Origin of the sequence: Moraxella nasovis, from assembly GCF_022701215.1 — a bacterium.
Taxonomy (GTDB): Bacteria; Pseudomonadota; Gammaproteobacteria; order Pseudomonadales; family Moraxellaceae; genus Moraxella; species Moraxella nasovis.
Window position 1 is genome coordinate 432,463 of record NZ_CP089976.1, and the last position, 12,031, is coordinate 444,493.

Consider the following 12,031-nt stretch of genomic DNA (forward strand, 5'->3'; position numbering starts at 1 on the left):
ATGACACGTTTGAACGTGTCATTTTTATTAAGAATACTCTCTGTCGCCAAAGATTGCCGTCCCCACACGAACCATCGTTGAGCCAGCAGCGACCGCTTGGGTCATATCGCCACTCATGCCCATAGATAGCGTATCCCAATTTGGCAGATTGTATTTTTTTACCACTTGATCAAATAAGACTTTCGTGCGGATAAAGGCGTTATCATTTGCTTTTGCAGGAATAATCATCAGCCCTCGCAGACTAAGATTTGGCAAGCCTATTATCTCGTCAATTAGCCCAAATAAATCCTGAGCAAGCACGCCAGACTTGCTGTCTTCATCATCGATATTCACCTGAATTAGGATATTTAATGGCGGTAAGCCTTCACGCTGCTGACTAAGCCTGCGAGCGATAAGTGCACGCTCAACTGTATGCACCCAATCAAAACACGTGGCGATATCTCGGGTTTTATTTCGCTGAATACTACCGATATAATGCCATATAATGGGCAGGTCTTGGAGTTCTTGCTGTTTTTGCAAGGCTTCTTGTAGATAGTTCTCACCAAAATCTACCTGCCCTGCCTTATACAGCTCTCGTATCATTTGAGCCGGCTTAGTTTTTGATACCGCTAATAATAAAGCCCCTGCTTTGCGACCAGCACCTTGATTGGCTTTACCTAAGGCAGTTTTAACCGCTTGATAATTTTGCAGTAAGGTGTGTGTCTTTATCATTTCATCTGCTACTTTCATGTTTAGCCCATTTTTATTATATTATAGATTACAAAAATACGGTTATTTATCATCAAATACAAACCCACCATAAAATAGATATTTTGAGTCTAAAAACCTTTAGCATGTATTTTAAAGCATAAAACGCTTTTCATCTACCAGTAAACGTGCTTTAATATCTATTTTACCCATATCACAATGACAAACACACCTAACCTTAATCAATTACTTGCATTTGTAACACATCATCACGCCTCCGACTTACACCTAAGTACTGGCGAGCCGCCCATCATGCGTATAGACGGGCAAATTACTCGCACTGATTTACCGCCGCTTAGTGCTGATGCTGCGATTGCACTTATCAAAGCTTCCATGTCAGATGGTCAGTTTGATGAATTTTGTTCCCAAAAAGAGCTAGATTACGCCTTACAAATTCCTCAAGTTGGGAGATTTCGTGTCAATGCTTTTACTCATCATCGTGGTGTAGCGGCTGTTTTTCGCCACATTCCAGATAGCATTCCTACGTTAGCCTCGCTATCTTTTGGGGCTGTTTTTGAGAAAATCGCCACATTATCACAAGGTCTAGTACTCATCACAGGGGCGACAGGCTCTGGTAAATCTACCACACTAGCCGCCATCATTGACCATATCAACCACACCCAAAATAAGCACATACTCACCATCGAAGATCCCATCGAGTTTATCCATCATGCTAAATACTCCCTAATTAGTCAGCGTGAAGTTAAAAGAGATACGGCAAGCTTTGAGCAAGCATTAAAGTCCGCTTTGCGTGAAGATCCTGATGTTATCTTAGTGGGTGAGCTACGTGATTTGGCAAGTATTCGCTTAGCACTCACCGCCGCTGAAACAGGTCATCTGGTGCTAGGAACGCTACATACTGCTAGTGCGGTAAAGACAATTGATAGGATTGTGGATGTGTTTAATGCAGATGATAAGGCAATGATTCGCACCATGCTCTCAGAATCGCTACAGGCAGTTGTCAGCCAGTCATTATTGCCAAAAGTCGGTGGCGGAAGAATAGCGGCTCACGAAATTCTCATCAGCACGCCTGCCATTCGTCATATGATACGAGAACATAAATTAGCCCAAATCCACTCAGCCATGCAAACTGGTCTGAACCAAGGCATGACAACGCTTGATCAAGCACTAGCTAAGCTTGTCAATCAGGGGCTTATCAGCCAAGAAACGAGCAAAATCTACACAAAAGATATTAAATTGTAAAATACACCTTAAATAAACGTCGCTTATTTATTGAATCAACTACAAAAAAAAGAAAACAGCATAACTATGCTGTTTTCTTTGGTTTAATCTATACTAGATTAGATTAGAAGCGTAAAGTTGCACCAACTTTAACAATAGGCCACCACTCAAGGCTTGCTTCTTCAAATTCTTTTTTAACATCACTTTCTAGTACCAGATCTTTAGCACTTGATTTAACATCGGCTTTGATGTCACCTACATAAGCTGCACCCACTTCACCAAACAAGCCCCAACGCTCGCTTAGGTTTGGACGATAGCCAATAGTTGCATAAGGTGCTAGTGTGTTTTTGTGTTTTGCTTCAATCGCTACACTTTCACCAGAACCGATAGTGTGTGTTCTACCATCAATAGAAATGTCGGCAGTTTCACCAGCTTTCGGGCTTAGTTTTGCTTTTAGTTTGTTATCGCTATAAATCACGCCTGTGCTTACAGTAACGCTGTTAGCAAATGGGCGTAGGTTTACACCGATGTATGGGTTGTTTAGGCTTAGATCGTAGGCAAAATCACCTTTGAAGTTTTCATAGCCTTTACCTAGTACTTTTTTGTAGTTTAGGTATGAGTCGTTAGCATTTAGGTCAACAGTACCTTCAGTGTCTGCACCGTTCCAACCAGCAACAACTTCAGTTTTTTCGTTTGCAGACCATGCGATACTACCACCGTAACCTAGTGTGCTCACTTCAGCACTGATAGATGCTGGCTTAGATAGGGTAGTGAATAGAGTCTTGCCACTGTTCACAACGGTTGTGCCAGTAGTTTTAACGCCGTCAGTTACCACATTTGCCATAGCAGTGGTAGATAATAGAGCAACTGCGATTGCAGATAATTTGATAGCTTTCATTCGCTTCTCCAAAAAGTTAAGTTTATTGACCTATAAGAAATTAAAAATACTGGTCAAATCTTGCTTGCTATTAAAAAGCATTTGATTGATTTTGTCATCATCATTTTTATATGCTTTTTGTAATTTTATGTAACCAATTGTTACAAAAATTATACAAACTAAGAATGTATTACACCCAGTTTATGGGGTAAACATTCCATTTTTCAATAACAATGGGCTATTCTACCACATTTTATCCTGATTTTCTGCATTTCTTATGATAAACAATGGCTTATTTTGTGAATCATGGGTCACGCTACCAAATATGGCACGCTTATCACCGCTGCACTAACCACTCATCGCCCATGCCACACTGGCTTTTATCGTCTTGATGCTGGCACTTTTTACCGTTTTGGTCTAAGCTAAATGTTGGGGCATTTTTAGATATGGGTGTGGCAACAATTTGCCAAAAACTACCCGTTGCTTGGGCGTTTAGCTGATAATCACCATCATCAGACAAACCTTGATAATCATCTAAATCCAATAAATGAACGCCTTTTACAGTCGTTGCCATATCTAGCCTTGTAGCTAGACTTTGCATCTGACTCATCAGATTAAGTTTAGCTGCTTTTGCTTGATGGGCTTGATAGCGGGGTATCGCAATCATAACAAGCACCGCTATAATCACCAGTACAACTAAAAGTTCAACTAAAGTAAATCCTAAAACAGCTCTTTGGTTCATAATCTATCCATGATATTACTCTAAGTTATGATTAAGCAAGCGAAAATCATACCATCGTTGTGGTACAAGTACGCCACTTAGCGTGTTCACATCATTTTCCACCGCAGTCGGAGCGTCTTTGGTGGTATCATCTGGAGTGAGAATGCCCACAGACTTTGGGGTATTTATAGATGAATGCTGATTATTTTTATTAATCAAATTCACCTGCCAAACGCCATTTACCATCGTACTCATACTACCCATACCATCCACAGAATCCACAAAGCTCATTGGTAAGTTGCCATTACTGCGGTTTTGGCACACACCAAAGGGTAAGCAATACCCTTGCAGTTGCGATATAATCGGTGAGCCTTGGCAAGATGGCTTTGGTAAAAGATACTTATAAGCTGTTAGGTAGTGCATACTTTGCTTTGGGTTATGCACAGCATGCCAAATCCTGCCATCATAGCTACCACTTGCAAAATCATCACCCACCTTAAGCGTGCGATACCACCCACGAGCATGACGAATCTGATTTGGTAAAATTGCATTTGATCTGCCATCTAATCTGATAAGCCCATCTTGGGTAATATGGCGGCTTTTGGCATGGTTTATCTGATTTGTTAAGCCATCATCAAACACACCAAAAAGATAACTTTTATCATCTGCTAAATGTGGTGATTGGTGAGATGAAGCAATGCTAATGACTGCGGTGCGTTTACGCCCTGCTATGCGGTGCAAGCTAACTTGTGGTTTTTGGTAAAATGCCACTCGGCTACGATCTGATGCAAAATAATCACCATGTGCCGAAAAAATACGCCATACAGGTGAGTGCTCTATATCACCCACGAAATCCACACGGAAAATCTGACCGCCTAGATCAGCAGCATACAGATGATCAGCTACAAAATCACGATCTTTATCAATTAAGGTTAGCGGCGCTGCAATGTCATGCACCATCAGACGACTGTCATTCATCGCTTTTGTCGACGTCCATACCGCTAAAGATTGGCCAGATCTTGCGTGCACAGCATAGATAGCATTTGCAGACGCTCCATCACAAGCGATAAAAGGCATATGACAAGGTGTCGTGCCACCGCCAAAGATAAGAGCAGGCACAGTTTTACCATCTGCTAGCGTCAGCTGTGTTGCACTAATAGCAGCATAAATATGTGACAGCTTAGGTAAATCAGATGGGGTCAAATCGTATAATAGTCTTGGAGCTACGCCATAAGATGTATTGGTAATGTCAAGTGCAGTAATCCCTTTATCGCTCTCACCAAAGCCACCTACTGCCATCATACGACTGGCATCACCCTGCTTAAAATCTGACAAAACCCAAGCGGCATCTAGTCCAAATTGACCTGTTATAAGTCTTGGCAAAATCGCAAACACCTGCCGTCCGCTGTCTAGATTTACCCCACGCAAGACACCTTGGGTATCTGTGATAATCATTAGGCGATCATGAATATAGGGTCTGTGAACAATCGCCCCCATAGTCGGTTTTACACCACGTCTTGCTCTGGCATTTAGTATATCAGTCAGTTCATTATTACTTACAGCTGCTGATATGCCTGACGTATCCACCCCCAAAAGCTGTACCAAATGGATCAGCTGACTGGCAGAATAGCCATCTTTAAGCAATCGAAGCCCAATAATATCACGCTTGCCGATAGATAGCTGAACAAATTTGTCGGATGTTGGGGATTGACGCACCCAAATTGAATTATCCTGAGGGTGTATCTTTCGCTGTGCATTCATGCCGACATCTGTAGATGCTGCCCATACATCAACACCACCAAGCCAAGTCAATCGCCCGTCACCGTCTTTGCCATACTGCCAAGTTAAATTACCGTGTTTTGCAGGAAATTTTAGCAAATTACCGTGCCAGCGACCTTCTTTTTGATGTGCTGTTGCGACATATACATGATCGCCATGAGTGTGCATCATGCTCACCACAGGCGTTGTATCATTTGGCACTTGATGAATGGCAGTAGTAATAATCTGATGGATTTGTGTATCTAAATGTTCTGCATAAGTGGCATTTGCTTGAATTTTAACGTGTGACGAACACTGATGATTATCATCAAAGATGCGGCTTAAGCTTTGGTCATCGGTAGATAAACGAGCAATCTTTTTGGCCAATGCTGCCCGCCCAGCTTGGGTATCTTGTGACTTTATGAATGATGAACCATGATCACCATGAACGACGATAGCAAGGTGGTCTACAGAAAAATCTTTTGTTAATAAAGTCAGTAACGCAGCAGTCGCTACTGATTTAGCATCATAGATGGTTTGATTACCACGACGACAGCCGTGCATGGTATAAGTGATACGTTCATCGCCAATCTGCACTGACTGTGCCATTACATGGTTATGTATAACCATATCGCCTGATACATCGCATATCTTATCAGCCTGCTGAATAGAGCGAACGCCACTGCGTGTGCTGTTATCTATCTCAAAAATTAGCACACTATCTAAAGATGGTGCTATATTTGCAAGAATGCTTGATCCAAACCCATTAGCAAACGCTGTATTGGTAAATGCCAACACAGCCAAGTATATCCACGCTCGCCAACTACTCATACCCATACTCTTGGACAGCCATCTGATAAAATACGCCTGCTTTAGTTAGGCACTCTACACTTTGCTTTGGAGATACGCTCATACATGAAGATACTGCCTGATGTGCCAATTTTCCATTGATTTGCACCGCCAATGCATACGCACTAATCCGCAAGTTTACACCATAAGCGAACTGCTCATTTGCCATATCTGCAGATCTACCTGTGCGGATATGACGAAAATCCCCTTGGATGGGTTCGTTTTGCACCATTATCCACATTTGGACTGCATTTGCAGCACTCAAATCACACCAACCCTTTGATGATTGATTGAAACTTGCACGAACCGCCTGAAAATTTTGTTCGCCAAGTGTGGGGGTATAGCACAGCATGGCAACCGATGTATCATCAACGTTATTTTGGTGTATGTCAATTAGCTTACCAATTACGCCACGCTCAGACGCTGCCATTGCCAATGCCTTAGGAGTGGTTAGGCTTTGTAAAGCCTTATCGGCTGTTATTAGTAATAATTCCATCGTGCGACTTGCCTGTGCTAAGCGTGCATCTGTCAGGCTTTGCTTAATAAATGCCGCTGCCAACACACTTAAAATTAACAGCACAATCAACACTGCCACCAATACAAAACCTTGCTCCATACCATCAGATGACTTGACATTCATGGCAATACACCTTCATTTGCGACATTTCTTAATGCAATGTCTACTTGATGTAATTTTAGGCGGTAATTGAGATAATTTTCTTGAATCTGGGTACGCTTACCAAAAATGTCAAATGCAGCTGGCATTACATCATCAGTTGGCATCGCAACCGATGAACGATTCAGTAAAGCGACTTTTAGCAAAACGATAGGCTTGTGCTGGTGGGTTTTGGCATAATCGTCGTGGTATTGCTTGGGAGACAGCCACCGCACTCCATCAGTCGTCTGAATGCTCATCTGCACCCAAAACCCAACCACATCATCAGCGATAACCACGCCATTATCACCAAACTGATAGATGGTATTTACTTTTTTCGCCTTAGGGCTTTGTGCATCAATAATGGCGTGATTATACATACTTGACTTACCATTTCTGGTGCCATCTCGCTTAATCGCTTCAGGAACAAATTTACCAGCATCGCACCGCAGGCTCAAAGATTTAGATGAACTATCTTGGTTAGTAGGAGAGCCAGATGATACACTTTCACCAATAAAATACCGCTCAATTACCACTTGCCCTGCAATCATAGCCTGCTTACCAGACGATAACCTGACCTGCCTAGGTCCAAGCACTAAAGCACCCTCACAGTCGTACATATCTTGGGCAGCTCGATAAATAATCGTCAGCTGATCAGACCGTCTATCTGTCGTATGCGATGTACCCTCTTGATCCATGCGTGTCAATAGCGAGGACAAAGCCTGACCGCCTTGTAAGTGCTGCTTAGCCAGCTGATTAACATCTGTTAATACACCAGCTGCACCACCAGACAATATATCATCGCCTACATCAAGCCCTGCTAAGCGGATATTTTTAACCATATCTGACAGGGCAAATGTCTTAGTAGCCATTAACTCTGCCGTGGTTTTTTGGGTGGTTGTGCTTTTTATGCCAAGCGTATACACTTGCATTAATGCCAAAAGCAGAACGCTACTAATCAAAAGCACAACCATCAACTCAAGCAAGCTAAAGCCACGTTCACGCACTAATAACTCTCCAAATATACGCAGGTTGCTCCACTATGATATTGCCCTTTGGTGTTAATGCATGCAGGCTTTGCTGAGCCTATTAGTGGCTTGGTATCACCCCAAGCGATGATAATACAGATACTCTGTGGTGCGTGTGGGCAAAATTGGGCGATAATCATCGCCTGTTCATTGGCGGCATAGTGAGCAGCACTGATGGCATTTGCCTTGCCAAACTCAGTATTACGGCACACCGCAGTTTGGCAGTTCGGTCTATTCATAGCTTGGGCTAACTTTTGATAATTCATTAAGGGCGTATCCGACTGCACCGCCTGAATCAGCGGTATAAACGTCGCTGTGTAGCTTTGTTTTTGGGCGTGATTCATAAATCGGACTTTTTCAGATTCAGAAGTTAGTAGTGTCGTCGCATGAGTGCGGATATAGGCGTCTTTGCTGGCATGGCCTGTTTTTAGAAATATTGCTAAAATCCCAAAAATTGCCACCGAAAAAATCATCAGTGCTGCCAATACTTCAATCAAGCTAAAGCCACTTTGTTTTATCATCGCCTATCCTAGCCCCCTAACTTTGAAAATCCATCTCGACCGTGAGCGACACACACCGCCAACATCTTTAAATCTGGGTCAGTTTGCCATAACGCACTCGCCATAGCAGACAGTGTTGCACCTGTGGTGACCACATCATCAAACAAAACCGCTTGCTTGACAGATAACACTTTTGAAACGTAAAAAGCGTTTTTGATGTTTTTTAGACGCTTGTCACGATCAAGACCACGCTGATGAGAAGCATCATCGATCCTTACCACCCCTTGCCAAACAGGGATTTTCCAGTGATAAGACAGATAACGAGCCAATGCAAGTGTTGGGTTAAAACCCCGATGCTTTAGACGCTGGTTGGTCGTTGGTACAGGGATAATCACGGTATTATGCCTGCTTGCCCCTTCTGGCTTTGGCAGAAGGTTTAATGCGTGAATTAACATCAAAAAAGAAGGCAAATGCTCTTTATCCTTAAAGGCATTTAACGCATGGTTTATCGGATACTGATAAAAACTTGCCGCAAATAGCGGTAACTTACGATTGCTGGTTGGAATTTTTGCCATTGGCACTTGCCAAGTGGTAAGATTATGGCAAGTCTCGCATAAAAATGCGCAGCACGGATCATATAACTGTGATAGCAGACTCTGCCTTATCATGACTTGTCGGCACAGCACACAGCGACAAGCTAAAAAAGATAACTGCCGACCATGCTGCATCACCCATTTTCTAGGTAACACAGCAAGCGGATAAGGTGGTAAAATCGTGGTAATGTGATGTGATACCAATCGTTAAAGCCCAGTCCAACCACTGTCTAGCATGACACCTACACCCAGCGTCGTTGACTCATGGTTATAATCAATAATCGACTGCCCATAGCCTTTAAAAAACTGAATGTAGCCACTCACGCCTTTACCAAGCGGGCGTACATAGTCAAGCTGCAATGCTCCTTTATGCGTGGTAGGGTTATAACGCACCGTTCCTGAGATATTTTTGCCTTTATCAAGCTCATAGATAAATTTTATATCACCATATCCATAATAATCCAAAATATCAGGATTATCATCAGGCTTTTTTGAGTCAGTTCCCTTTAAAACTCTTGTCCATAAACGCGGCATAACCGTCAGCTTATTCCATTCCATACCAGTCATCAAATATGCTTTATTCCACGAACGTGATAGCGGATCATTTTCTCCATTAGAATGGTGTACCAAACCTGCTCCAAGCATACGCAAACTGCCACCAAACGGCAAATCCGCTTTCACAGGCTGAGTTACAAACACCTCTGGCTGATAATCATGGGCACGAAATGGACGAGAGCTGTTTTCATTATATACCTGCCAATGTGACTGCTGAGTGTAGCCCATCCATAAATCAGCGTCAGTGCCAAACAAGTCCTCAGCAGCCTTTGTCTTTAAGGACACTTGGAACTTTAACTCAGCTTCACGCATTTCATTTAACGAGAAATCTTGCGTTCTTTGGTTAGGCGTCCCTGGGCTACGGTTTGGGCGAGCATTTAAGAATAATGGCAATGCATAAGTTGGGTTATGTGGTCTGGCAGTCCATAAGCCTTGTTCGCTGTTCTTATCTAAATCATAAGCAAGGCTAAGTGGTGAATAACGCTGATTTAGACTTTTTACAATTTCTGTATTCTTTGCCTGCTGTTCTATCGTCAATCCAACAGACAGCACATCATCACGCACCAAAGCAGGATCACCAGTAAAAATACTCTTAATAGTCTGGCTGATGACGATGGGTTTTTTATCTGCCAATACTTTGGTGTCTTCATTATCCATAACTTGATCAAAGCATGCTAAGCGGGTCGTATTTACAGTAATCTGGGTGCATTTTTCAAGTAAGTTTTGCTTAGATTTTTGATCAAATCCAAGCTCATTTACACTTTTAGCATCTGTCTGACTTGCCACGTCATTAGCATACGCAGCGCCACTTAATGCAAGCATAGACAGGCTTAACGCCTTAATTGCACATGATAATTTCATCGTCACTTCTACCAAATAGTCGACTTAAACTTCACTAAAATCAATAATACCGCACGCCATTATGGCTGATATAGCCGTCTTGGTGGCGACCTGCGACATCTCGATGCGTCCAATGGATAACGCCACCTTGATCGTTATATTCATACTCACCATATAACGCAACAAAATCACCCTCATTTAGCCCATTGACACGATGAGCGACATCAACATTGTGTACCACAAGTACCGTTTGAGATGAGTTAGATAACTGCACAATAAATCGCTGATGACGACTGCCACGGTTATCATCTTTTAATATCGCAACCACCACGCCACAAGCTAAAACTTGCACATTAGAGTGGTGATTTTGAAAGCTGTGAATGGCGACGTCATTTTGGCACCCAGATTGATTGTTCGTATCGTCGCTTGTACAACCATTTAATAATGCCGCCATAATAACGCCTAAATACACCTTCACGTTCATCTTCTTTAAATTAACGCTCGCCAAAGCCCTCAGATAATGTCTTGGTAATCGGCTTGGTTAGATAAGATAAGACTGTACGCTCCATCGCTTTAATATCAACACTTGCTGTCATACCAGGACGGATGACGATATCATCTGCACGACCTGAAAACTCCGCTCCAGAGATGTGAATTTGTACACGATAATAAGGTTTTTCACCTCGTTCGGTGCGTTCCATTAGCGTATCTGGGCTAATGTAAGTCACTTCGCCTTTCATAGCACCAAAAATCGAATAATCGTATGCATCTAGCTTAACGCTTGCCACTTGACCTTCTTTGACATAAGCAATGTCTGCAGGGCTGACTTTTGCCTCAACAATCAAATCACTGCTTGTTGGTAAAAGCTGCATGATGGTATCACCTGCTCGCACCACACCACCAATGGTGGTTACTTCGATATTCTTGACCTTGCCGTCAGTCGGTGCAATCAATCGCTTCTCACCTAAAACTTGGGTGCGTTCACGCAACTGTTCTTGTTCTGCTTCTAAATTTTCTTGGGCTTTTGTCAGTTCTGCCTGTGCTTCTTCAAAGTACTTATTACGCTTATTGGCAATCTGAGCTTCAACATCAGATACTTGCCTTTGTAGTTTAATCACCTCTGCTTGACTGACATCTCCTGCCTCTAAAAGCGGTTCATGAATACGCAACTCTTTTTTTGCAAGTTCTAGCATATTTTGTAATGATGATACATCTTCTTGGATAGCTTGGCGGCGTCTGTTGTAAAGCTCTGTTTGGTTCTGAATATATTCAGGGTAGCGATAAACACTCTCTGGAAAAACAAGTCGCTTATTAAAAATCTCAGCCTCCAAGCGAGATACTTGGGCTTGCAAGGCGGCAACTTTAGTTGCTGAATTATCTACCGCTGCCTGCGCTCGCTCTTCTTCTAGCACAGCAAGTAGTTGACCTTGTCTGACTTCATCACCCTCTTGAACCAACAGCTGAGTCAGAATACCACCTTCAGATGCCTGAACCTCTTGGGTTCTAGCACTTGCAATAACGGTGGCTGTGGCACGAGTTACCTGATCAATCTTAGCAAAATAAGCCCAAGTCAACAATGCAATCACAGTCACCAAAGCGACCCATACGATGATTCTTGCACGGCTGGTATCCGGCTTGTAAGGTTGGTATTGATATGTATTTGACATCTTAATTTCCATTTCCAGTTGCAGCGGCAAATGTTTGCAGCTGGCGTATATATAAATTC

Annotated in this window: 12 protein-coding genes; 1 reads left to right on the forward strand and 11 read right to left on the reverse strand. The window is 42.7% G+C overall.

All coding sequences use genetic code 11. The features are described 5' to 3' along the window. Positions 1 to 27 precede the first annotated feature (27 nt). Complete coding sequence (locus LU293_RS02160; protein WP_242748288.1) at positions 28 to 729, reverse strand: YggS family pyridoxal phosphate-dependent enzyme; 702 nt, start codon at positions 727 to 729, stop codon at positions 28 to 30. 177 nt (positions 730 to 906) lie between these two features. On the opposite strand from LU293_RS02160, the gene LU293_RS02165 reads away from it, so the two are divergent. Then, positions 907 to 1,950: a type IV pilus twitching motility protein PilT gene (locus LU293_RS02165; RefSeq protein WP_242748289.1), complete on the forward strand. Its 1,044-nt coding sequence runs from the start codon at positions 907 to 909 to the stop codon at positions 1,948 to 1,950. A gap of 103 nt (positions 1,951 to 2,053) precedes the next feature. Here LU293_RS02165 and LU293_RS02170 read toward each other — a convergent pair whose 3' ends face one another. The 10 genes from LU293_RS02170 to LU293_RS02215 all read right to left on the reverse strand — a co-directional run bounded on the left by LU293_RS02170 (position 2,054) and on the right by LU293_RS02215 (position 11,972). After that, positions 2,054 to 2,827, reverse strand: a complete 774-nt coding sequence (locus tag LU293_RS02170; protein WP_242748290.1) for a hypothetical protein — start codon at positions 2,825 to 2,827, stop codon at positions 2,054 to 2,056. Positions 2,828 to 3,143: 316 nt separating this feature from the next. Then, entirely contained in the window at positions 3,144 to 3,548 is a 405-nt protein-coding gene (locus LU293_RS02175; protein ID WP_242748291.1) for a prepilin-type N-terminal cleavage/methylation domain-containing protein, read from the reverse strand. Between the two features lie 15 nt (positions 3,549 to 3,563). Continuing rightward, the gene (locus tag LU293_RS02180; RefSeq protein WP_242748292.1) at positions 3,564 to 6,122 is read right to left on the reverse strand and encodes a PilC/PilY family type IV pilus protein; all 2,559 of its coding nucleotides are present in this window, start codon (positions 6,120 to 6,122) and stop codon (positions 3,564 to 3,566) included. Then, a complete protein-coding gene (locus LU293_RS02185) occupies positions 6,109 to 6,774 on the reverse strand; it encodes a hypothetical protein (RefSeq protein ID WP_242748293.1) in 666 nt (221 codons plus the stop codon). The genes LU293_RS02180 and LU293_RS02185 overlap by 14 nt, the downstream gene beginning before the upstream one ends. Beyond that, a complete protein-coding gene (locus LU293_RS02190; RefSeq protein WP_242748294.1) occupies positions 6,771 to 7,796 on the reverse strand; it encodes a prepilin-type N-terminal cleavage/methylation domain-containing protein in 1,026 nt (341 codons plus the stop codon). The genes LU293_RS02185 and LU293_RS02190 overlap by 4 nt, the downstream gene beginning before the upstream one ends. After that, a complete protein-coding gene (locus LU293_RS02195; RefSeq protein WP_242748295.1) occupies positions 7,796 to 8,338 on the reverse strand; it encodes a type IV pilus modification PilV family protein in 543 nt (180 codons plus the stop codon). Before LU293_RS02195 ends, LU293_RS02190 begins: the two co-directional genes overlap by 1 nt. Positions 8,339 to 8,346: 8 nt before the next feature. Further along, positions 8,347 to 9,114, reverse strand: coding sequence for a ComF family protein (locus tag LU293_RS02200; RefSeq protein ID WP_242748296.1), 768 nt, complete (start codon positions 9,112 to 9,114; stop codon positions 8,347 to 8,349). Positions 9,115 to 9,117: 3 nt separating this feature from the next. Beyond that, the gene (locus LU293_RS02205) at positions 9,118 to 10,326 is read right to left on the reverse strand and encodes a phospholipase A (protein WP_242748297.1); all 1,209 of its coding nucleotides are present in this window, start codon (positions 10,324 to 10,326) and stop codon (positions 9,118 to 9,120) included. Between the two features lie 40 nt (positions 10,327 to 10,366). Then, positions 10,367 to 10,759, reverse strand: coding sequence for a DUF3465 domain-containing protein (locus tag LU293_RS02210; protein ID WP_242748298.1), 393 nt, complete (start codon positions 10,757 to 10,759; stop codon positions 10,367 to 10,369). Between the two features lie 40 nt (positions 10,760 to 10,799). After that, positions 10,800 to 11,972, reverse strand: a complete 1,173-nt coding sequence (locus LU293_RS02215) for an HlyD family type I secretion periplasmic adaptor subunit (protein WP_242748299.1) — start codon at positions 11,970 to 11,972, stop codon at positions 10,800 to 10,802. Positions 11,973 to 12,031: the final 59 nt, after the last annotated feature.

What these genes read in the sequence shown, in the direction of transcription:
- LU293_RS02170 (WP_242748290.1), bottom strand. Translation starts at nt 2,827, where the DNA reads ATGAAAGCTATCAAATTATCTGCAATCGCAGTTGCTCTATTATCTACC.
- LU293_RS02175 (WP_242748291.1), bottom strand. Translation starts at nt 3,548, where the DNA reads ATGAACCAAAGAGCTGTTTTAGGATTTACTTTAGTTGAACTTTTAGTT.
- LU293_RS02165 (WP_242748289.1), top strand. Translation starts at nt 907, where the DNA reads ATGACAAACACACCTAACCTTAATCAATTACTTGCATTTGTAACACAT.
- LU293_RS02180 (WP_242748292.1), bottom strand. Translation starts at nt 6,122, where the DNA reads ATGGGTATGAGTAGTTGGCGAGCGTGGATATACTTGGCTGTGTTGGCA.
- LU293_RS02205 (WP_242748297.1), bottom strand. Translation starts at nt 10,326, where the DNA reads ATGAAATTATCATGTGCAATTAAGGCGTTAAGCCTGTCTATGCTTGCA.
- LU293_RS02185 (WP_242748293.1), bottom strand. Translation starts at nt 6,774, where the DNA reads ATGAATGTCAAGTCATCTGATGGTATGGAGCAAGGTTTTGTATTGGTG.
- LU293_RS02210 (WP_242748298.1), bottom strand. Translation starts at nt 10,759, where the DNA reads ATGGCGGCATTATTAAATGGTTGTACAAGCGACGATACGAACAATCAA.
- LU293_RS02215 (WP_242748299.1), bottom strand. Translation starts at nt 11,972, where the DNA reads ATGTCAAATACATATCAATACCAACCTTACAAGCCGGATACCAGCCGT.
- LU293_RS02195 (WP_242748295.1), bottom strand. Translation starts at nt 8,338, where the DNA reads ATGATAAAACAAAGTGGCTTTAGCTTGATTGAAGTATTGGCAGCACTG.
- LU293_RS02160 (WP_242748288.1), bottom strand. Translation starts at nt 729, where the DNA reads ATGAAAGTAGCAGATGAAATGATAAAGACACACACCTTACTGCAAAAT.